This is a genomic window from Qipengyuania sp. BR81-2 (assembly GCF_055693895.1).
The window spans coordinates 959,274-980,818 of the sequence record NZ_CM146344.1 but is presented as its reverse complement, the minus strand read 5'-3'; the positions used below and the strand labels follow the sequence as shown (position 1 = coordinate 980,818).

16 protein-coding genes and 1 pseudogene are annotated in these 21,545 nt (G+C 62.8%); 4 read left to right on the top strand and 13 right to left on the bottom strand.

Annotated features, from left to right (window positions below; genetic code table 11):
• The first annotated feature begins 234 nt into the window (after positions 1 to 234).
• Complete coding sequence (locus tag ACZ1G8_RS04770) at positions 235 to 2,559, top strand: CDC48 family AAA ATPase (protein ID WP_472680657.1); 2,325 nt, start codon at positions 235 to 237, stop codon at positions 2,557 to 2,559.
• Here the strand turns inward: ACZ1G8_RS04770 and ACZ1G8_RS04765 are convergent.
• The 3 genes and pseudogenes from ACZ1G8_RS04765 to polA form a co-directional block, all read right to left on the bottom strand.
• The gene (locus ACZ1G8_RS04765; protein WP_472680655.1) at positions 2,556 to 3,635 is read right to left on the bottom strand and encodes a mechanosensitive ion channel family protein; all 1,080 of its coding nucleotides are present in this window, start codon (positions 3,633 to 3,635) and stop codon (positions 2,556 to 2,558) included. The two genes, ACZ1G8_RS04770 and ACZ1G8_RS04765, sit on opposite strands and share 4 nt — an antisense overlap.
• A 12-nt stretch (positions 3,636 to 3,647) precedes the next feature.
• Positions 3,648 to 4,949 (bottom strand): sensor histidine kinase, encoded by a 1,302-nt coding sequence (locus ACZ1G8_RS04760; RefSeq protein WP_472680653.1) that lies wholly within the window; start codon positions 4,947 to 4,949, stop codon positions 3,648 to 3,650.
• A gap of 1 nt (position 4,950) precedes the next feature.
• Positions 4,951 to 7,786 (bottom strand): annotated as a pseudogene (gene polA, locus ACZ1G8_RS04755) (DNA polymerase I).
• A gap of 246 nt (positions 7,787 to 8,032) precedes the next feature.
• On the opposite strand from polA, the gene ACZ1G8_RS04750 reads away from it, so the two are divergent.
• The gene (locus ACZ1G8_RS04750) at positions 8,033 to 8,275 is read left to right on the top strand and encodes a hypothetical protein (RefSeq protein WP_472680651.1); all 243 of its coding nucleotides are present in this window, start codon (positions 8,033 to 8,035) and stop codon (positions 8,273 to 8,275) included.
• 87 nt (positions 8,276 to 8,362) lie between these two features.
• Here ACZ1G8_RS04750 and ACZ1G8_RS04745 read toward each other — a convergent pair whose 3' ends face one another.
• Positions 8,363 to 9,382 carry a serine hydrolase gene (locus ACZ1G8_RS04745; protein WP_472680650.1) on the bottom strand — a complete coding sequence of 340 codons (1,020 nt, stop codon included), beginning with the start codon at positions 9,380 to 9,382 and terminating at the stop codon, positions 8,363 to 8,365.
• Between the two features lie 137 nt (positions 9,383 to 9,519).
• Complete coding sequence (locus ACZ1G8_RS04740; protein ID WP_472680648.1) at positions 9,520 to 9,927, bottom strand: baeRF12 domain-containing protein; 408 nt, start codon at positions 9,925 to 9,927, stop codon at positions 9,520 to 9,522.
• 181 nt (positions 9,928 to 10,108) lie between these two features.
• On the opposite strand from ACZ1G8_RS04740, the gene ACZ1G8_RS04735 reads away from it, so the two are divergent.
• The gene (locus tag ACZ1G8_RS04735; protein WP_472680646.1) at positions 10,109 to 12,313 is read left to right on the top strand and encodes a DUF305 domain-containing protein; all 2,205 of its coding nucleotides are present in this window, start codon (positions 10,109 to 10,111) and stop codon (positions 12,311 to 12,313) included.
• A gap of 74 nt (positions 12,314 to 12,387) precedes the next feature.
• Here ACZ1G8_RS04735 and ACZ1G8_RS04730 read toward each other — a convergent pair whose 3' ends face one another.
• The 4 genes from ACZ1G8_RS04730 to ACZ1G8_RS04715 form a co-directional block, all read right to left on the bottom strand.
• Positions 12,388 to 13,851 (bottom strand): NADP-dependent isocitrate dehydrogenase, encoded by a 1,464-nt coding sequence (locus tag ACZ1G8_RS04730; protein WP_472680645.1) that lies wholly within the window; start codon positions 13,849 to 13,851, stop codon positions 12,388 to 12,390.
• Positions 13,852 to 13,995: 144 nt separating this feature from the next.
• Positions 13,996 to 15,645 carry a chaperonin GroEL gene (gene groL / locus ACZ1G8_RS04725; RefSeq protein WP_472680644.1) on the bottom strand — a complete coding sequence of 550 codons (1,650 nt, stop codon included), beginning with the start codon at positions 15,643 to 15,645 and terminating at the stop codon, positions 13,996 to 13,998.
• A gap of 54 nt (positions 15,646 to 15,699) precedes the next feature.
• Positions 15,700 to 15,987, bottom strand: coding sequence for a co-chaperone GroES (gene groES / locus ACZ1G8_RS04720; RefSeq protein WP_221427513.1), 288 nt, complete (start codon positions 15,985 to 15,987; stop codon positions 15,700 to 15,702).
• A 183-nt stretch (positions 15,988 to 16,170) separates the two neighbouring features.
• Entirely contained in the window at positions 16,171 to 17,574 is a 1,404-nt protein-coding gene (locus tag ACZ1G8_RS04715; RefSeq protein ID WP_472680643.1) for an MATE family efflux transporter, read from the bottom strand.
• A 419-nt stretch (positions 17,575 to 17,993) separates the two neighbouring features.
• On the opposite strand from ACZ1G8_RS04715, the gene ACZ1G8_RS04710 reads away from it, so the two are divergent.
• On the top strand, positions 17,994 to 18,671 hold the full coding sequence (locus ACZ1G8_RS04710; RefSeq protein WP_472680641.1) for a PilZ domain-containing protein: 678 nt from the start codon (positions 17,994 to 17,996) through the stop codon (positions 18,669 to 18,671).
• A gap of 23 nt (positions 18,672 to 18,694) precedes the next feature.
• On the opposite strand, the gene ACZ1G8_RS04705 is transcribed toward ACZ1G8_RS04710, so the two are convergent.
• From ACZ1G8_RS04705 to ACZ1G8_RS04690, 4 genes are read right to left on the bottom strand one after another with little or no spacing between them, the layout of a single operon-like run.
• Positions 18,695 to 19,339, bottom strand: coding sequence for a hypothetical protein (locus ACZ1G8_RS04705; RefSeq protein ID WP_472680639.1), 645 nt, complete (start codon positions 19,337 to 19,339; stop codon positions 18,695 to 18,697).
• The gene (locus ACZ1G8_RS04700) at positions 19,336 to 19,791 is read right to left on the bottom strand and encodes an A24 family peptidase (protein ID WP_472680637.1); all 456 of its coding nucleotides are present in this window, start codon (positions 19,789 to 19,791) and stop codon (positions 19,336 to 19,338) included. The genes ACZ1G8_RS04705 and ACZ1G8_RS04700 overlap by 4 nt, the downstream gene beginning before the upstream one ends.
• A 15-nt stretch (positions 19,792 to 19,806) precedes the next feature.
• A complete protein-coding gene (locus tag ACZ1G8_RS04695; RefSeq protein ID WP_472680636.1) occupies positions 19,807 to 20,571 on the bottom strand; it encodes a tetratricopeptide repeat protein in 765 nt (254 codons plus the stop codon).
• A gap of 1 nt (position 20,572) precedes the next feature.
• Positions 20,573 to 21,544, bottom strand: a complete 972-nt coding sequence (locus ACZ1G8_RS04690) for a type II secretion system F family protein (protein WP_472680635.1) — start codon at positions 21,542 to 21,544, stop codon at positions 20,573 to 20,575.
• Position 21,545 lies beyond the last annotated feature (1 nt).

Below are 21,545 nucleotides of genomic sequence, written 5' to 3'. Positions count from 1 at the left end.
AATCCTTGTTCTTTTCGCACTTGCACAAAATGGTTCTCGGGAGCATATCTAAGCCTGCCTTTCAGGCATCCTCTCCCAAGACTTTCCAAGCCCGGTGGGTTCTCCCGCCGGGCTTTTTTCTTGTCTGGAGCCAGTGATCGCCGGACCTCTGGGCGACGTTCCTCATTGTAGTTTCTGCAGGCGCACCCAATTGGGAGCGTAAGAGAATGACGCAAGAGAGGGAGCTTACCCCATATGGCCGATGCTGACACTGCGACGGCGGCAGATGAAAAAACGGTTCGGCTGCAGGTCGCAGCAGCGAGGCAGGAAGAGAGCGGGCAGGGCATCGCGCGCATGCCGCGTTCCGCATTCCAGGCGCTTGGTATAACCGAGGGCGACACCGTCGAGATCACCGGCAAGCGCGCCACGGTCGCGATCGCCATGCCGGCGTATGACGAGGACCAGTCGCTCGACGTCATTCGCCTCGACGGTCTCCAGCGCGGCAATGCCGAAGTCGGTTCGGGAGAGCATGTGCAGGTGGTCGCTGTCGAATCGCGGCCGGCAACCCGAGTGATCTTCGCTCCGGCGCAGCGCGAGATGCGATTGCAGGGTCCGGCCCAGGCGCTGAAGCGCAACTTCTTCCGCAAGCCTCTGACCGCAGGCGACCTTGTCGCGACGACGGGGCAGCAGCCGGTGCAGAACATGCCGCCCGAAGTGCGCAGGATGTTCAACGCGCCTGCCTATGCACTGACCCAGATCCGGCTTTCGGTCGTCTCGACCACGCCCAAGGGCATTGTCCATATCGACGAGGATACCGAAGTCGAATTGCGCGCCGAATTCGAAGCGCCGCGCGATGCACGCGCTGTCGTCAACTATGATGATGTCGGCGGTATCGACGACACCATCCAGGCGCTGCGCGAGATGGTCGAACTGCCGCTCCGCTATCCCGAGCTCTTCATCCGTCTCGGTGTGGACCCGCCCAAGGGCGTGCTGCTCCACGGCCCACCCGGCACTGGAAAGACGCGCCTCGCACAGGCTGTCGCGAACGAGAGCGATGCGAACTTTTTCACAATCAACGGGCCGGAAATCATGGGCTCGGGCTATGGCGAAAGCGAAAAGCGCCTGCGCGAAGTCTTCGAGGAGGCGAGCAAGTCCTCTCCGGCCATCGTCTTCATCGACGAGATCGACTCGATCGCACCCAAGCGCGACCGGGTTCCGGGTGAAGCCGAGAAGCGGCTCGTCGCCCAGCTCCTGACGCTCATGGACGGGCTGGAAGCGCGGTCCAACCTTGTCGTGATCGCAGCCACCAACCGGCCCGATGCGATCGACGAAGCCCTGCGCCGTCCGGGCCGTTTCGACCGCGAGATCGTGATCGGCGTTCCCGACGAGAAGGGTCGCCGCGAAATCCTGGGCATCCATACCCGCGGCATGCCGCTGGGCGACAAGGTCGACCTCACCGAACTGGCAAAGGCCACCTACGGTTTCGTCGGCGCGGATATCGCCGCGCTATCGCGCGAAGCCGCTATCGACGCGGTGCGCCGCATCATGCCCAAGATCGACCTCGACGAGCGAACCATTCCGCCCGAAGTGCTCGACGAGCTTTGCGTGACGCGCGAGGACTTCCTCTCGGCGCTCAAACGCATCCAGCCCTCGGCCATGCGCGAAGTCATGGTGCAGATGCCCAATGTCGGCTGGTCCGATATCGGCGGTGTCGGCGATGCGATCGAGAAGCTGAAGGAAGGCATCGAGCTGCCGATGAAGAACCCCGATGCCTTCCACAGGCTCGGGATTAGGCCGGCCAAGGGCTTCCTGCTCTATGGCCCGCCGGGCACCGGCAAGACGTTGCTTGCAAAGGCGGTGGCAAAGGAAGCCAAGGCCAATTTCATCTCGATGAAATCGAGCGACCTCCTGTCGAAATGGTACGGCGAGAGCGAGCAGCAGATTGCCCGCATGTTCAAGCGCGCCCGCGCCGTGGCGCCATGCGTCGTCTTCATTGACGAGATCGACAGCCTCGTTCCTGCCCGTGGTAGCGGACAGGGCGAGCCTCAGGTGACCGGCCGGGTGGTCAACACCATCCTTGCTGAGATGGACGGGCTCGAGGAGCTGCAGTCAGTGGTGGTCATCGGTGCCACGAACCGCCCCACGCTGGTCGATCCCGCACTCCTGCGGCCCGGTCGCTTCGACGAACTGGTCTATGTCGGAACTCCCGACAAGCCGGGGCGCAAGCAGATCCTTGGTATCCATACGGCGAACATGCCGCTGGCGGACGATGTCGACCTCGGCGCCGTCGCAGAAAAGACCGAGCGCTTTACCGGCGCCGACCTTGAAGACGTGGTCCGTCGCGCGGGTCTCAACGCCTTGCAGCGAGCAGGCGGAGACGTGCAGGAAGTGACCGCGGCAGACTTTACCGAAGCACTCAAGGACAGCCGTGCGACCGTCACGACCCGCATGGAGGCCGAGTATCGCAAGATGCGCGGCGAGCTTAAGAAGCGTGCGGCCGAAGTCCAGCCGATCGGCTTCATTCACGAAGGCATGCTGGAGAGCACCCGCGACAGCAAGCACTCAAACGAAAAGAGCTAGCCGCCCATGGCGCGCTGGTTCGCCGCCTCTACCTCGAGGCGGTGGCGGATCAGCGCGTCGGGCTGGTGCTCCCTGAGCCACGCGAGCATGTGCTCGCGCACTTCGCAGCGCAGCGTCCACAAATCGCCGATCGTTTCCGCGCTCATCGACAGGCGCAGCTCGATGCTTTCGGGATAGGCCTCGGTCATGAGGAGCGCGAGATTGCGACCGTCCCACAGTTCGTGAGCCTTCACGAAGCGTTCGAACTCTTCGCGGATTGGCTCAATCTCCGCGACCGGGTCGAGGTGCAGCATGACCGGGCCGGTCAATTTTTCGCTGACGCGCGACCAGTTCTCGAAGCTCTGGTCGAGGAAGCGACTTGTCGGCACCACGAGGACACGCTCGTCCCAAGTACGCACGGTCACGAAGCTCATTCGCACTTCCTCGACGCGGCCCGCCTGCCCGTCGACCTTGACCAGGTCGCCGATACGAAGCGGCTGGGTTAGTGCCATCTGGAGGCCCGCAATCAGCGATTTCAAGGCCGGCTGGGCGGCCGCACCGACGGCCAACGCGGCAAGACCCGCAGAGGCCAGCATGGTCGTGCCGATATCGCGTACGCCCGGGATGTTGAACATTATCAGCGAGATAGTGATGATGACGATCGCGACGCGAGCCGTGCGCGAAAGGATCGCGATGCGCGTGCGATAGCCGCGCGTTTCGACTTCGCGCCCTTCGAGTTCGATCTGGCGCTCGTAACCTGCGGCGACACCCTTCACGAAAGCGAAGGCGACCCAGCCGATAAGCGCGGGCGTGATGAAGCCAGCGAAATGGTCCCAGCCATTTCCCACGAGCGCGTCATTCTCCGCTGCGATGGATACGGCGAAGCCGAACATGAGCCAGCGCATCGGACGCCGGATTCTGACCACGATGACATCGTCGATCGGGCTGCTCGATTGACGCGTCAGGCGCAGGAGTATCGCGAAGATAATCCAGTGGACCACGAAGGCGACGACCAGCGCGCCGCCAAGCACGATCAGCGTGTGGATCAGGCCTTCATAGGAAATCGGCCAATTGCGCGGGTCATAGCGGTCCAGCATGCCCGCCAATGGTTATGTGCGCTGCCCGCCTGTGGCAAGGCTTGGCACATCGCTATCCGGAGCCGTGATTGTGACGATAAGTCCGTCGGCGGCGAATTCGCGTTTCACGCTGCCTCCGAACTGGCGCGCTGCGCTTTCCATCAGCAGGCTGCCGAAGCCCTTTCGGTCGGGTTCCCCGTCGAGTGCCACTCCGGTTTCCTTCCAGACCAGCGTCACCAAACCGTCGTCACGCGTCCAGCTCACGTCGATTTCGCCATTTGCAGACCATGCGCCGTATTTGACCGCATTTGTTGTCAGCTCGTGAAGGACGAGGCCGAGGGGCGTGATGCGTTTCGCCGGAAGCAACACTTCGGGCCCGGAAATCTTCGCGACATGCTTGGAAGAACGGTACGGTGCGAGCGAGGTCTCGACGAGCGCTTCGAGCGATGCGAGCTCGCGGTCGAGCTCGCCCTGGCTGACTTCGTGCGCGGTGAGCAATGCGCGGATACGCTGGGCGATGGCATCGGTAACCGGCTTTGCCTCCGGCTTGTCGCGCGCGCTCATCTGGACGATCGCGAGCACCACGGCGAACAGGTTCTTGACCCGGTGATTGAGCTCGCGGGCGAGCAGGTCGGCCCGGTCACGCGCTTCGCCGATGGCAGCAGCCTGTGCGGCCTCCGCTTCGGCGCGGGCGGCGCGCGAAACGAGCCGCGAGCCGAGGAAGATGGCCAGCAGCAAGAGGAAGATCAGCCCCGCAAGGAGCGGGAAGACGCGGCCTTCGATGCGCGCGGTATCGCGTGCCTGTTCGGCAAGGATATCCCGCTCGATTTCCTCCATTTCACCGAGTGCACGCAGCAGCCGCTCCATCGTCTCCTGACCTTCGTCGGTCAGCACTTGCCGGCGCGCGTCGAGGAGGCGGCCGTCCTCGAGTAGCAAGACCGAATTCTCCAGTTCGGCGAACTTGGCGCGCGAGAGCGCATCGATCTCGTCGAGGAGTTCCTGTTGGCGCGTCGTGGCATTGTCGCCCAGCAGGTCGCGCATGCGGCGTAGCGCCGGTTCGATCTGCTCGCTGCCCTCCTGATAGGGGCGCAGATAACGCCGATCGAGCGTGATCAGGTAGCCGCGTTGTCCGGTCTCGCCGTTGAGCGCGGCCGTGTGAACGCGCTGCAGCTCCTCGATGATGTCCGAGGTCAGCTGCGCTTGCTCGCGTTCTGCCCTCTCGGCTTCCACCGTCTGGTAGACGAGGTAGATAAGTCCGAGCATCGCGCCGCCGATCAAGAGCAGCAGCACGGCATTGGGCCAACGCATCGGCATCCTGAAGCGATGGGTCATCATGCTAGTGCGCAGCTCCCCAGCTCTTGCCCGTGCCGATCTCCACGCCGAGGGGCACGGAGAGCTTTACCGCCGGTTCGGCGGCGCCGGACATGACATCCTCGATCACCTTCGAGGCCTTCTCGACATCGCCTTCGGGCAGCTCGAAGACGAGTTCGTCATGCACCTGGAGGAGCATGCGCACATGGCCGAGGCCTGCCTCTTCAAGAGCGGGGTTCATGCGAACCATGGCGCGCTTGATGATATCGGCGCTGGTGCCCTGTATCGGTGCGTTGATGGCTGCACGCTCGCTGCCCTGCCGTTCGGCCTGGTTTTTCGAATTGATGCGCGGAAACCAGGTCTTCCGGCCGAAGAGCGTCTCCGAATAACCGCGTTCGCGCACGCTTTCGAGTGTGTGGAGGATGTATTTCTGGATGCCGGGGAAGCGCTTGAAATAGGTGTCGATCATCTCCTGCGCTTCGTCCGCCTCGACACCGAGCCTGCCGGCAAGGCCCCAGCGCGAAATGCCGTAAAGAATGGCGAAGTTGATCGTCTTGGCGCGGGCGCGGGTGTCGCGCGTGACCTCGCCGAACATCTCGGTCGCGGTGCGCGCGTGGATGTCCTCTCCGTGTTCGAAGGCCTCCTTGAGCGGAGCGACATCGGCCATGTGTGCGGCCAGCCGCAGCTCGATCTGCGAATAGTCGGCGGCGAGCAGGACATTGCCTTCCTCGGCCACGAACGCCTCGCGGATCTGGCGACCGATTTCGGTGCGGATCGGGATGTTCTGCAGGTTCGGGTCGGTCGATGAAAGCCGGCCGGTCTGCGCGCCGACGAGGCTGTAGCTGGTGTGCACGCGCTTCGTTTCGGGATTGATCGCTTCCTGAAGCGCGTCGGTATAGGTCGACTTGAGTTTGGCGAGTTGGCGCCATTCGAGGACCTTGTCCGCAATTTCCGCACCGTCGCCCGACAGTCGCTCGAGCACCGACTGGTCGGTCGAATACTGGCCGCTCTTGCCCTTCTTGCCGCCCTTGTATCCCAGCTTGTCGAACAGGATTTCGCCGAGCTGCTTGGGGCTGCCGACGGTGAATTCCTGTCCGGCGATCTCGTGGATCTCGCCTTCGAGGCGCGAGGTCTCGGTGGCGAATTCCTCCGACAGCTTGGCCAGCCGCGTGCGGTCGACCTTAATGCCGTGCCGTTCCATTCCGGCGACGACCGGCACGAGCGGGCGGTCGACCCGCTCGTAGATCTTGGTGCCGCCCTCGGTCGCAAGCCGGGGCTTGAGGTGGGCATGGAGGCGCCAGGTGACGTCCGCATCCTCGGCGGCATATTCGGTGGCCTTGTCGAGCGGTACTTCGCCGAAGGGAATCGCCTTCTTCCCGGTGCCGCAGACCTCTTTGTAGCTGAGGCAGGTGTGGCCGAGATGGCGCTCCGCCAGTTCGTCCATCCCGTGGCCGCCTCCGATACCCGCTTCGCCGCGTCCGGCATCGAGGGCGAAGCTGATGATCATGGTGTCGTCGATCGGTGCGACCATGATGTCTTCGCGCGCGAGCACATTGAGATCGTACTTGCCGTTCTGGAAGACCTTGAGAACGGCATCGTCCTCGAGCAGCGGCTTGAGCGCGGCCAGTGCTTGGGCCTTGTCCACCTGCTCGGGCTTCTCGGCGAACATGTCGCTGCCGCCATGGCCCAGCGGGATGTAGCAGGCGTCATTCGGGCCGAGCGCGAGGCTGACGCCGACAAGGCGCGCCTTGATCGAGATCGAGACTGTCGGTCTCGGTATCGACGGCAACTAGCCGTGTGGCGTGCGCCCGTTCGATCCACTCTTCGAGCCGGTCCATCGATTGCACGCATTCATAGGCGCTGCGGTCGATTGCGGGCATTTCCGGAAGAGGCTGCGAATTGCCTTTGCTGCCGGCCGGAGCGCCCGCAGTTTCCTGCTTGGCCGGGTTGAGGTCTGTCGGGCGACCCGGGCTGCCGTTCCCGCTGTCGAGCCGGCGCATCAGGCTGGTGAAACCGTGCGTCTCCAAGAATGCGCGCAGTGGATCGGGCGGAACGCCGTCGAGCTTCATGTCCTCGAGCTCGATTGGAAGGCCGCAGTCTTCCTTGAGCGTGACGAGCACGCGGCTGAGCTCGGCATCCGCGCGGTGCTCGAGCAGGCGCTCCTTCAGCTTGGACTTCTTCATGTCCGCAGCCGCATCGAGGGCTGAAGTGAGGTCGCCGTGCTCGGCGATCAGCTTGCTCGCGGTCTTCGGGCCGACGCCGAAAATGCCCGGAATGTTGTCGACCGAGTCGCCCATCAGCGCGAGCACGTCGCCAACCTTCTCGGGCGGCACACCGAACTTTTCCTCGACTTCCTCGATGTAGATGCGCGCGCTCTTCATCGTGTCGAGCATGTCGATCCGCGCACCGTTCTCCTCGCCGACCAGCTGCATCAGGTCCTTGTCGGAAGAGACGATGGTGACGTCCCAACCTTCCGCCTGCGCTGCGCGGGCATAGGAGGCGATCATGTCGTCGGCCTCGACATCGGGTTCTTCCACCAGCGGCAGGCTGAAGGCGCGCGTTGCGTCGCGGATCAGCGGGAACTGCGGCACCAGGTCCTCGGGCGGATCGGGGCGGTTTGCCTTGTACTGGTCGTAGATCTCGTTGCGGAAGGACTTGCTCGACTTGTCGAGCACCACGGCGAGGTGCGTCGGGCCGTCGGCCTTGTCGAGATCCTCCGCCAGCTTCCAAAGCATTGTGGTGTAGCCATAGACCGCACCGACCGGTGTACCTTCCGGGTTCGTCAGCGGAGGCAGGCGGTGGTACGCCCTGAAAATATAGGCGGACCCGTCGACGAGGTAGAGGTGCTTCTTTTCGGCCATCACGGCAGGCGTTAGCAGCGAGTCGCGGCCTTGGGGAGCGCTAAGGCCATGAAAAATGTGGGCCGAAAAATGGCGGAATTGCGGCGAATTGAGGCCAGATGATGGCCAAATGTGGCGAATCCGCTTGCTAGGCCACAATCCCGCCACTATTTAGACACTGTAAGGCCCGATTTGTTGGACCTTGCGCGAGGGGTAGGGGTCTCTTTCCCTTCGCAATCAGAACTCGCTGTTTAAGGATTTAATCTTATGCGTAAGATCGCTCTCGTCGCCGCCGCTTCGGCCGCCGCTCTCTCGCTCGCTGCTTGCTCGGAAGCTACCGAAGACGCAGCTGAAGAAACCATGGAATCGGCTGAAGCAGACGCTGAAGCAAACATGGAAGCTATGGAAGCTGGCGCTGAAGAAGCTGCTGCTGACGTCGAAGCTGCTGCTGAAGGCGCTGAAGCTGAAGTCGAAGCTGAAGTTGCTGAAGAAGCTGCTGAAGCCGAGTAATTCGCTTCACGGGCGGCATGCCGCTCGAGAAAAAAGAGGGCGGTGCCTTTCGGCGCCGCCCTTTTTTTGCCCTATTGGGGTAATCTATCAGCCGCCGTAATCGGCGTCGGTCCAGACCCTGCGGTCATCGCCCGGCCTGGTGAAGCCGCGGTATAGAGCTTCAGTAATGGTCGATATGCGCGCATCGCGCATCTGGCGCGCTTCGAGTTTGCGTCCGCGGTTGCCGTTCTCGACGGCCATCGAAGGACTTTGGCCCGTCACGTAGATCGCCACAGCGATCGCGCGGCCATCGGGCGTGTGAAAGATTCCGATGTCGCTCGCGGTGCGGCTAAGCGTGCCGGTCTTGTTGGCCAGTCCCGCGCTCACCGGAAGAGCCGAGCGCATGCGCTTCTTTCCGGTGGTCGTCGCGCGCATCGCGTCCATCAGCACGGCTCGCGAAGACGTGCTGAGCCATTTGCCTTGGTAGATGCCTGCTAGCAGCTTGCCCATGGCGCGCGGAGTCGCGCTATCACGTGGGTCGACACTGGAAGCCGGATCGATCCGGCCGTCTTCGCGGATCAGCGTGGCGATATCGCGCGAAAGCTCGAACCCATCGATTCCCGCATCGCGCATCCATTTGTTGACCACGCCCGGCCCGCCTACCGCGTCGAGGATCGCGTCGGTGCAGGCATTACAGCTCTTACTGATCATCAGGTCGATGTGTTCGCGGGCGGTGAGATAGGCACCGCCACGGCGCGGCAGGCGCCATTCGCTGGTGAGAGACCACTTCCCCGCGTCCACGCCCGCGAGGTAAACCGCCGCGATCGCCACCTTGCTGGTACTGGCCATGGGGAAACGCTGGTCGGCAAGGACGTCGATCTCCTGTCCGCTCGAAAGGTCGAGTGCGTAGACGCCGATCCGACCGCGCGAACCATCGGCGAGACGTGCGATCTGTTCCTCGAGCGGGTTGTCATAGACCGCGTTGAAATCCTGCGGAGCCCGCACTTCCGTACCCAGCAGACTGTCGAACTGGGACTGGTAGCTGTTCTCGGCAGTCTGCGCCTGCGCGGCAGCGGGAAGACCGAGCGCGATTGCGCCGGCGGCCAGCAAGGTTCCAAATGACTTCATCGACATGGCCCTACGTTACCAATTTCATGGTTATGCGAAGCTTAACGGCAATGCAGAATCATGCGCAAGGCCCATGCGACGGAATGTGTCGCATGGGCGTTTCATGCTTCCAGAGTAATGAAATTTCACAAGGCCGGTCAGGCCGCCGCGATGACCTTCTCGATCTTTTCTGTCGTCACTCCCGTGACCGTCTTGTCGATCTCGCCAACGAGCCGCTTTTCCAGTTCGGAATGGTAGTGCCTGCGCATCTCGCCGAGCGTCTTGGGATCGGCGATCACCAGCACATCGGTCAGCTCTCCCGAAATAGCCTTGGCATTCAACCATTCGGCCGCTGCGGCGCCGTGGGCCAGTTCGCCTAGGTCGGTCCGGCCATGACGCTGCCCGATCTCGTCCTGGTGACGAACGCCGGCGCTGAAATTGGACACCGAGAGGTCGGGATGGCTGGCGCCTTCGAGCCGCGGTTCGAACGGCTGGCCGTTGTTCTGCATGACGGTGAAGTTCTCACCATCGACGATTGCGACATGGGCCTTGTGCGGCAGCTTCATATCAGTCTCCTCTTTCGAATCTAATTGTTCACCTGACCAACGGTCGAGCCGCTCGCGGGGTCCGGAAAAAGCGGCTCGGGTCGACGCCTGCACGATACGATATGCCGTTCGCAGAACTTTCGCTTGACCGGCGCGGGGCAGGGCAATTGTATCGCGCCTGCAAATCTTGGGGACTATACATATGACACATACCATGCGTGCGCTTGTCGCAGGCCTGCTTATTTCGACCTCCAGCGCCGCCATTGCGCAAGAAGTGCCGATCGTGCTTCCAGGCGCACCGGGTGAAGCACCGCGCATTATCGACAAGGACGAAGCGATCGCGCTGTCCGATACACGCTATTCGCCTGCCGACGTGCATTTCATGCAGGGCATGATCGTCCACCACCAGCAGGCGCTCGACATGGCAACGCTCGCCAAGTCGCGTACCAATAACGACGCTGTCCTGAAGACCGCCGACCGGATCGAAGCCGGACAGAAGGACGAGATGAAGTTCATGCGCGAATGGCTCGAATCGCGCGGCGAGCAGATCGAGATGCCCCATTCGATGCACATGGGCCCCGATGGTCACGGCGCGATGAAGGGCATGGCGTCGAAGGAACAAATGGCCGCGCTCGCGGCGTCGAACGGCACCGCCTTCGACGAACAGTTCCTGAAGCTGATGATCGCCCACCACCAGGGCGCCCTGGACATGGTCCGCGAGCTCCATCGCTCGCCGGGCAGCGCCTATGAGCCGGTGATGTTCGAATTCACCAATGAGGTGGTCAGCGACCAGCAGGCCGAGATCGACCGGATGAACTCGGTGCTGGCCGAGCTTTCGACCGACCCACGCGCCACGCTGGCAGCGGGCTTCCGCGATGCGGGCGAGGCCATCTCGAACCTTCGCCTCGTCGTCTCGCAGCCCAAGCCCACAGGTTTCTTCGACCCGGAAAACCCGGCGCAGCTGCAGCCGCGCATCGAGAAGAAGGACGATGAAAAGGAAGGTGAGGAAAAGGCAGCCGCTGATGGCGAGGAAGAAGAAGAAAAGCCCCGCTTCGGCCAACGCGGATCGCTGCTGAGCTTCGCCAACACCGATATCGCCTTCTCGGGCGATATGATGGTGGCGGGCAGCTATCACGGTTTCAACGCCTATCGCCTCGGTCAGGACGGCGTGCCGCAGCTGGTCTCGTCCACCGTATGTCCGGGCGGCCAGGGCGACGTCTCGATTGTTGGCGACCTGCTCGTTATGAGCGTTCAAGACAGCCGCGCTCGCATCGACTGCGGTCTTCAGGGTGTCGCGGGCCGTGTCAGCGAAGAACGCTTCCGCGGCCTTCGCATCTTCGACATCTCCGACATCACCCGTCCGAAGCAGGTCGGCCTCGTCCAGACATGCCGAGGCAGTCACACCCATTCGATCGTGAGTGCGGATGATGAGTCGATCATCGTTTACAATTCGGGCACCAGCTACGTACGCGATAACGAGGAGCTGGAAGGCTGCTTCGACACCGCCGGTGACGAGACCGCGCTGTTCAGCATCGACGTAGTCGAGATCCCGGTCGCCAATCCGGCAGCTGCGCGCGTCGTTGGCAGCCCGCGCGTCTTTGCCACCGGCGACCAGATCGCTGGCCTGTGGCGCGGCGGCGACCATGGCGAAGGCACGCAGAGCACGAATGTGACGAACCAATGCCACGACATCACCGTCTTCCCCGCGCTGGACCTTGCTGCAGGTGCATGCTCGGGTAACGGTATCATCCTCGACATCTCGGATCCGCTGAAGCCGGTCCGTATCGACGACGTAACCGACAAGGGCTTTGCCTACTGGCACTCGGCCACCTTCAACAATGACGGTACCAAGGTGCTGTTCACCGATGAATGGGGTGGCGGCGGACGCCCGCGCTGCCAGGCCGGTGACCCGTTGAACTGGGGTGCCAATGCCTTCTACGCGATCGAGGATGGCAAGCTGACCTACCGCGGCATGTACAAGCTGCCTGCACCACAGGGCGACAAGGAGAACTGTGTCGCGCACAACGGCTCGATCATCCCCGTCCCGGGGCGCGATATCTTCGTCCAGGCATGGTACCAGGGCGGCATCTCGGTGATCGACTTCACCGATGCTTCGAACCCCTTCGAGATCGCCTATTTCGACCGCGGCCCGGTCGACAAGGACCAGCTGATCACCGGCGGCTACTGGTCGTCCTACTGGTACAACGGTCGCATCTACGCGACCGAGATTGCCCGTGGCCTCGACGTCTTCGCTCTCGAGCCTAGCGAACACCTGACGGCCGAGGAAATCGCAGCTGCCGAAGGTGCGATCTATCCGGGCGACCTGTTCAACCCGCAGACGCAGACGCAGGTCACCTGGCCCGAAGAACTGGTCGAGGCGGCCGAGGACAGCCGCAACGGAGGCTAACCTCCTTCACGCAAAAAAATGAAGCGGCCCCGGAGCTCATCGCTTCGGGGCCGCTTTGCATTTGGGTGGCAGGATTACTGTCCCTGGCCGAGCGAGTATCCGGCCTCGCCGTCGAATTCGTAGAGATGCTCGGTCTTGATCACGTCGGCGCCGCTTTCAACGAGGCGCCCGAGAAGGGCGACAATCGCGGCCGTGTCTGCCGAACCGTCGTCTTCGAACATGAAGCGGCAGCGCCAGTGGTCGGTACAGAAGGTCGCCGGATTGTGCGCCGGCCAGACCTTGATACCGCGATTGGTCAACATGGTGAGCGTGACATGCTCGTCGCAGCTCTTGCGCAGGCGTTCGGCCAGCACATCGGGAATGTCCGTGCTCATGACGAAGACATCGACACCGACCAGCTTACGCTCCGCACGCTCTTCTTCCGCAGGGCGGACGTAGGGCGGGATGCTGACGGCCTTGCCACCTTCGTAGTCGACGGAAGCGAACTTCTCGGGCTTCATGCCAAGGCGCTCGATCACGGCGTCCGCGAATTCCTGCGTGCCGACGCGCCTGGTCGAGGTCTCCTCGCGATAGATGTCACCAGTGTGGATGCCGTCCTCGATCGTGCGGAGCCAGGCATTGTGGATCTTGCCCGCGACTTCGCCCTGTCCGAGGTGGTTAAGCATCTGCACGCCTGCCAGCAGCAGGCCCGAGGGGTTGCCGATGCCCTTGCCGGCAATGTCCGGTGCCGAGCCGTGGATGGCCTCGAACATCGACAGCGTCGGGCCGATATTCGCCGATGCGCCGAGGCCGACCGAACCGGTCAGCTCTGCCGCGATATCCGAAACGATGTCGCCGTAAAGGTTGCTGGTCACGATGACGTCGAAGTCCTGCGGGCGCGCGGCGAGGCGAGCCGAGGCGATGTCGATGATCATGTGGTCCTGCTCGATTTCGGCATATTCCTTGCCGATCTCCTCGAAGACCTTCTGCATCAGGCCGTCGGTAAGCTTCATGATGTTCGACTTGGTGAAGCAGGTCACCTTCTTGCGGCCATTGGCCCTCGCATATTCGAAGGCGTAGCGAATGATCCGCTCGGTGCCCGGACGGCTGACGAGCTTGAGCGTCTGGAAGACTTCATGCGTCTGGCGATGTTCGATCCCTGCGTAGAGATCTTCCTCGTTCTCGCGGACGATCACGATGTCGAGTTCCGGATGCAGTGTCGCCACGGCGGGATGGAGCGAGCGGCAAGGGCGGACGTTGGCGAAGAGGCCGAGGGTCTTGCGCAGCGTGACGTTCAGGCTCTTGTAGCCCGAGCCCAGCGGCGTGGTGATGGGGCCCTTGAAGAGAGCGTCCGCCTCGGCGAGATCGTTCCAGGTTTCAGGTCCGATGCCGGAGCTGTGGCCGCTCGTGTAGAGCGCTTCGCCAAGCTGGATTTCGCGGCGCTCGAAGCGCGCGCCGGCAGCCTCCATGATACGCAGCGAAGCATTGGTGATTTCGGGGCCAATACCATCACCCGGGGCGATGGCGACGAGCGGGAGTTTGTCGGTGGAATCTGTCATGGCGCAGCGCATAGCGGCAGTTCACGCGTCTGGAAACGGATTCCGTAGGGGCATTTGCGCAATCGGCGGAAAACCGAAAGAGGCCCGGCAGGATCGCTCCCGCCGGGCCTCTTTTTGTCTGCCTGTCGGCTGGTTGGCGCGAGCTTAGAAGCCCATGCCGCCCATGCCGCCCATGCCGCCCATGTCGGGCATTGCCGGAGCCGCGCCCTTCTCTTCGGGCTGGTCGACAATCGCTGCTTCAGTAGTGATCAGAAGGCCGGCAACCGAAGCTGCGTCCTGCAGCGCGGTGCGGACAACCTTGGTCGGGTCGATAACGCCGGCAGCCACGAGGTTCTCGTAGGTGTCGGTCGCGGCGTTGAAGCCGAGCGTGTCGTCATTGGCGTCGACCAGCTTGCCGGCGACAACCGCGCCGTCGTGACCGGCATTGGCTGCGATCTGGCGAACCGGTGCCTGAAGCGCACGGCGAACGATGTCGATACCGCGGGTCTGGTCGTCGTTCTCGCCTTCGAGGCCGTCGAGCGACTTCGTGGCGTAGAGCAGGGCGGTACCGCCACCCGGGACGATGCCTTCTTCAACGGCTGCGCGGGTTGCGTGCAGCGCGTCGTCGACGCGGTCCTTGCGCTCCTTCACTTCGACTTCGGTAGCACCGCCGACCTTGATGACTGCAACGCCGCCAGCAAGCTTCGCGAGGCGTTCCTGCAGCTTCTCACGGTCGTAGTCCGACGAGGTGTTGTCGATCTGCGTGCGGATTTCCGAAACGCGGGCCTTGATGTCGTCTTCCGAACCGGCACCGTCGACGATGGTCGTGTTGTCCTTGTCGATGGTGACGCGCTTGGCTTCACCGAGCATGCCCAGCGTGACGTTCTCGAGCTTGATGCCGAGATCTTCGCTGATCATTTCGCCCTGCGTCAAGATCGCGATGTCCTGCAGCATGGCCTTGCGGCGATCGCCGAAGCCCGGAGCCTTGACAGCAGCAACCTTGAGGCCGCCGCGCAGCTTGTTGACCACGAGAGTGGCCAGCGCTTCGCCTTCGATATCTTCCGCGATGATCAGCAGCGGACGGCCCGACTGGACAGCCGCTTCGAGAACCGGGAGCATCGCCTGCAGGTTCGAGAGCTTCTTTTCGTGGATCAGGATGTACGGGTTTTCGAGTTCGACCGTCATCTTTTCCGGGTTGGTGATGAAGTAGGGCGAGAGGTAGCCGCGGTCGAACTGCATGCCTTCAACGGTTTCGAGCTCGAATTCGAGACCCTTGCTCTCGTCGACGGTGATCACGCCTTCCTTGCCGACCTTTTCCATGGCTTCGGCGATCTTCTCACCGACTTCCTTGTCGCCATTGGCCGAGATGATGCCGACCTGCGCGATTTCGTTCGAGCCCGAGACGTCCTTCGAACGACCCTTGAGGTCTTCGACAACCTTGGTGACAGCGAGGTCGATACCGCGCTTGAGGTCCATCGGATTCATGCCGGCAGCGACCGACTTCATGCCTTCGGTAACGATCGACTGGGCGAGGACGGTTGCAGTGGTGGTGCCGTCACCGGCGGCGTCGTTCGCCTTCGATGCGACTTCCTTGATCATCTGCGCGCCCATGTTCTCGAACTTGTCCTTGAGTTCGATTTCCTTGGCGACGCTGACGCCGTCCTTGGTGATGCGGGGTGCGCCGAAGCTCTTGTCGATCACGACGTTGCGGCCCTTGGGGCCGAGCGTGACCTTGACGGCATTGGCGAGGGTGTCGACGCCGCGCAGGATGCCTTCGCGCGCGTCGCGGCCGAACTTTACGTCCTTGGCTGCCATTGGTGTTTCTCCTGAAATTCTATTGGGTGATTGAAAGCGTTACGCGGATCGGGCTCAGCCCATGATCCCCATGATGTCGCTTTCCTTCATGATCAGCAGGTCTTCGCCGTCGAGCTTGACCTCGGTGCCCGACCACTTGCCGAACAGCACGCGGTCGCCGGCCTTGACGTCGAGCGGGGTGACGGTGCCGTCTTCGGCCTTGGAACCCGAGCCGACAGCGACGATTTCGCCTTCGCTCGGCTTTTCCTTGGCGCTGTCGGGAATGATGATCCCGCCGGCGGTCTTTTCTTCTGCTTCGATGCGACGCACGAGCACGCGGTCGTGCAGCGGACGAAATGCCATGATGATGACCTTTCTCAAGTGAGAGTGAATGTTCGATTGGCACTCCCCTATCGAGAGTGCCAGCGGGGCGCATTTGGGAGCGCCGATGCGGGGAGTCAACGGGTCGGCGGACAAAAATGTTGCGGGTCTTTCGCCGAAGCGTGCCGCGGGGTGGCCAGAGTGCGTTGGAACCGCCTCGCAGCTTCAGGAACGGGCGGTGAGCTGGAGCCTCTCGCGCAGCAGCCACCGTCCGGTCAGTAGGAGCGTGGCAGAGGTGAGGCCCACGGCAAAGCCGATCCAGATGCCCGTACCTTCCAGCGCCGTGTGGAAGCCGAGGTAGTAGGATGTACCGAAGCCAGGGACCCAGTAGCTGAAAATCGCCATCCACATCGGCACGCGCGTGTCCTGCAATCCGCGTAGGGCACCGGCTGCGACGACCTGTAGCCCGTCGACGAGCTGGAACAGCGCCGCAATCACGATGTATTGCAAGGCGAAGCCCATCATCGCGGCGTTGGCCGGCTCAGTCGTGTCGATGTAGAGGCTCAGGATCGCCACCGGCATTATCAGCATCAGGGCCGCGGTGAAGCTCATGAACATCACGGCCATCGAGAGGGCCACGGCCCCGGCGCGCCCTATCGCTTCTTGGTTGCGAGCGCCGAAGTGATAGCCGACCCGGATGGTCGCGGCCTGGCTGACGCCGAATGGCACTTGGAAGGCGAAGGCGGCGATTTGCAGGGCGATGGTGTGTCCGGCCAGCTCGGATTCGCCGATCAGACCCATCAGCATCGCGGCCCCGCCGAACAGGCCGGCTTCCGCGATGGTCGTGAAGAACACCGGCGTCCCAAGCACGAACAGTTCTTTGAGGCGGTCCCATTCCGGACGCCAGAATCGGCCCCAGATGACATAACGCCTGAGGCGCCGGTCCCACTCGATCGCAACGATGTAGGCGAGGAGGACGAAGACCGAGGTGAAAATGGTTGCGATGGCCGAGCCTTCGAGGCCGAGGGCGGGCGCTCCCAGATTGCCGAACACCAGCGCGTAATTGCCCAGCGCATTCACCCCGATGGCGAGTGCGGTAATCGCGGTGGCAAAGATCGGTCGGCCGAGCGCCGAGACGAAGTTGCGCAGCACACTGGCGGCGAGCAGGGGTACTGTCGACCACAGGACGAGGCCCATATAGTCGTAGGCCCGCGCGGCTAGCTCGGGGCGCTGCCCGGTTGCCAGAAGGATCGCTTCGGTCTGTCTTAGGATGAGCATCACCGCGATACCCAGGGCGATGCTAAGCCAAACCCCCATGCGCACGCTGCGCCTCACTTCCGCGATGGCGAAGCGCGAACGTCCCAGCTCTGCCGAGATCAGCGCGGCCACCATGCTAACCAAGGTGATCGTGCCCCAGACGAGAATGCTGAACAGGGAAATGGCGAGACTGGATGCGGCGAGTTCGAATTCGCCGAGGCGCGCGACGAAGAACACGTCGATCGCCCAGATCAGCATCTGCAAAAGGTTGGCGAGCGCCAGCGGCCAGGCCAGCCGGAAGGTCGCGCGAAACTCGCCGCGCCAGCCATCGCTGCCGGTGGGCAGGGGCCTTGGAGAAACTTGCGTAGCCATGTCGTATGCTTGCCGGGAGCCGGCAAAAGAGCCGTCCCGCTTAGGCCAGTGAGGCACCGGAGACAATTGCGCAGTCTTCTCTTGCTGTGGCGTGCAGCGCGTTGGAAACGGTCGGCGGACTAACCCGATGGGGTGTTCAAGCGGCAATTGTCTCCGCTGTTTTCCCTCTTTTTTAACACTTTACGTCGCAGATATTTGGTTACCCAACCTTTGGATTATTGGCATTCGGCCATTTCCGCGTTTAGAAGGGTGTGGGGCTTGGCTTGCGGGCCCGCCGGCCTGTGGGTCGGCCGCGGTCTTTCACCGCAAATCGGGACGCGTGAGTAACCACAAAAGGTTGCTCAAAATACGAAGCTCGGCGCTCTTCCATCGGGTCTGGAAGGGATGGGTTTTCGAAGCGAGGGGTGATGCAGGAGTCGATGGTCGATAATCTGGGCGAGAAGGATCGCCGCCAACCGCGGCTTGTCCTCCGCCTCAATACAGGTGTCGGCCAGGCCGGGCGCGCCTTCGATGCGGAAATCCTGAACCTTTCGCGAAACGGCATGCTGGTCAGGACCGGAGCACACCTGTCGCTCGATGATCCGCTGGAAGTGGTCCTGCCGCAGAGCGGTGCGGTGCGCGCCAAGGTCGTCTGGTTCGCCGACGAACTCTACGGCTGCAGTTTCCCCGAACCCATCAGCGAGGACGAACTCGAAGCTGCTACGGACGTTGCGGCGATCGACGATTCCGGCGACGGATCGCGGTTCGGGGTCGATCACGAGACGCTCGGCCAGAGGATCAAGCGGCTTCGGACAGCTGACGGCACCTCCATGCGCGCTTTCGCGGAGGAAATCGGCGTCAGCAAGCCGACTCTCTGGAAGTGGGAAGGCGACCAGGTCCGTCCCCGCCACGAGACCATGCAGCGGCTGGCGAGCCGGCTAGGCGTTACCGAACTCGAACTCGTCTACGGCGCACCCGGACGCGGTGCGGTCACTCAGGAAGACGATAGCAATGCATCGCTGGCGGATATCGTCCGCGCATGCCGTCATCGCATTGCCAAGGCCGCGGGCGTCGACAGCGCGAAGGTCGAAATCACGATCGACTGGGACAGCGAGTAGTCGGCCGCAGCCGGCCAGAACCCTCAGGGATGAAGGACGAGCCGGTCGCGTACTGCGTCGTAGCGCAAGTCTAAGCCCGCATGCCTGACGCGGTCGAGGGACAGCCTGCCATTGCCGCCCGCGGCGGGAAGGTCGACGGCCTTGTTTTCCGCTCCGATCGCAGCAAGCGCGCGGGCAAGTTCCAGCCGGTCTACCTCGATCACTGCATCGCCGACGATAAAGATCTTCAGCCCGGTCATGGCGCCCTGAGAAAGGGCGATAGTCTTCTGCACGCCAACGCCGCCACCGACCGCCGTCTCGCCCTGCTCCAGCGAAAAATCAATCGGTATCACGCCGTTCCTGTCCGGCCGGGGCGCGATCGCGACTGCGGGCTGTGGAGCGGGGAGGCGATCAACGACGTGCGGCTCCGAAGCGGCGGGAGAGATTTCGCCGGATGATAGTGGCAGGGCCGCTGCAAAGGTGCCGTCCTCGTGGCCGAACTCGACCACCTTCTCCACCGGGACCTTGTCGAGCGCGATCCGCACGGCCGCGTTGCTGTTGAGCTTCTCGACCACCAGTGCGCCCATCGCCAGCGCTAGGCAGGTCATGGCTGTGAGAGCGAGCATCCATCCGACCAACTGTGTGTCGGTCATCGGCTCGGGCCGGGCAGCGGAGCTGTAGCTGGTCATTGCATGCCGTATAGCGCCAGTGCGACGCTGCCAGAAGCAATGGCCACCCCGTAGGGCAGCTTCGCGAAATCGTCCTTCTTGCGCTTGTGCAGCCCGAAGCCACGTCTCGCGGTGAACCAAATGATTGCGAGGATCAGGCCGGCAAAGGTGATGATCACGAAATGCCAGAGCATCTGCGTGACGGGAAAGAATGCGGCGCAGGCGGCGTAGAACTTGCCGTCACCGCCGCCGAATACACCCCAGATGAAAAGGAGGTATCCGAGGCCCAGCGCCAGCACGGCATGAAGGAAGTGGAGACCGAGGCCAGTCCATCCATCAAGTGCGAAGCCGAAGCCAAGTCCGCCAACCAGCATGAGCAGGCTCAGCCAGTTGGGCAGTTTGCGCGTCACTACGTCGAGCAGCGCGCCCAATCCGGACGTGACGCTCAGCGCGGCAAGCCAGATTGTCGCCACGGCCATAAGTGGAGCTTAGTTGTTCGGACGCGCAGGAATGCGCACGCGGACCGGATAGGTCGATTGCTTGTCAATCCCGCCAACGCGCACCCGTGCCGGATAACGCGACTGGCTGCGCGGACTGCCGATCGAGATCTCGGCCGGGCGAGCGGTCGCCGAAGGCGTGATAGAGCCACCCGAAATGCGAACGCGCGCCGGTGCTGCCTCGGCCTTGCGAGCGGGTGCTGCACCTACAGCGATGCGGCTCGAGGTCTTTGGGCCAGAGATGGTGATGCTGCGCGTCTCGCCGCCGCTGCGGACCAGGCGCTGCTCGGGCTCCGCCTCGAACGGCTTGTCGGGCGCTTCGAAAGCAAAGCGCTGGTATTCCTCGCGGGCGCGTTCGCGCTGGGCGTGGAGCAGGCGGGCATCGCGGGCGAGGTCGCTGCGGTAGAAACGATCGAGATTGGCGGCATAGCGCGCGTTGTCGCTATCGATCCTGAGGGCCGAGATGAAGTAACGTTCTGCCAGATCGGCGCGGCCCAGCTTGGCATAGGCAACGCCAAGTGCATTGAGCGCATCGCCGCTCGTCTGCGGGTTGAGCGCGGCGCGGTGCAGCGGAGCAAGCGCATTACCGAAGCGGCCGGCCTGCAGGTGCTCGCGTCCCTCATCGAGGTCGCCCTGTCCGATCTGGTACTGCGAGGCCGAGGAGTTGCGCGAGAAATCGAAGGCGTTGACCAACGACTGGCAACCGCCAAGGCTGGTAGCGAGAGCCGCCAGGACGAGAGTGGTGGCAGGTTTCATATTAGCCTCCTGTCAAAGCCGGTAGAATTTCCCGAACCACAGACACGGCTGCGGGAAGAATGAGAACGCCAATCATGGTTGGCAGCATGCACGTCACCAGCGGGATCGAAATAAGCACAGGCAGACGGTGCGCTTTTTCCTCAGCACGCATGCGGCGTGCCTCTCGCATTTCGCCTGCATAGACGCGCAGGGTGCTGGAAATGCTCGTGCCGAGCTTGTCGGACTGGATGAGGAGGGTAGCGAAGGAGCGGATCTCGTCGACTCCCGCACCATCCGCCATGCGGCGCATCGCCACTTCGCGCGACGCACCTGCACGCATCATCAAAGTCGTCTCGGTGAACAGTTCGGCAACCAGTGGGTGCGTCGATGCAATCTCTCGGCCGACGCGATCCAAGGCCGATTCAAGGCCCAAGCCGGCTTCGACGCAGACAAGAAGGAGGTCGAGTGAGTCGGGAAAGCCATTGATGATCGCTGTGCGCCTGCGTCCCGCCTTGGCTTCAACAAAGAGGGGAGGAAGCAGGAACCCGAAGAGTGCGGCAATTGCTGAAACCACGTAGATTTGCAGAATGCTCAGCTCTCTCGGAGAGGCGGCAACCAGGAGTAACCAGATCGCGGGCAGTCCGAAGGTGAGCAAGATACGGGTCAGCGTGTAAACGCGCGCTGCAGAGCCGCTTCGATAGCCCGCCGCTTTCAGCTTCTGCTGGAGCTTGTCGTTGCCTTTGTCGGTAAGATTTATGCCGGCGTTCTCGATCGAGGCTGCCAGCCTCGCCCAGCGGCCCTCCCGCTCCTCATCGAGCAATTGGTTTTTCTGCGCAGCGCCGCCATTGCCCCCCAACCGTGCGAGCTGACGTGACTGCTCGCTACGGTTGGCGATCCAGTTAACGAGGACGAGCACCAATCCGACCGCCACAGCGAAAATCAATGCCAGGATCAGCAAGCGGACGAATAGGTTCGAGATGGCTAGTTCGAGCATA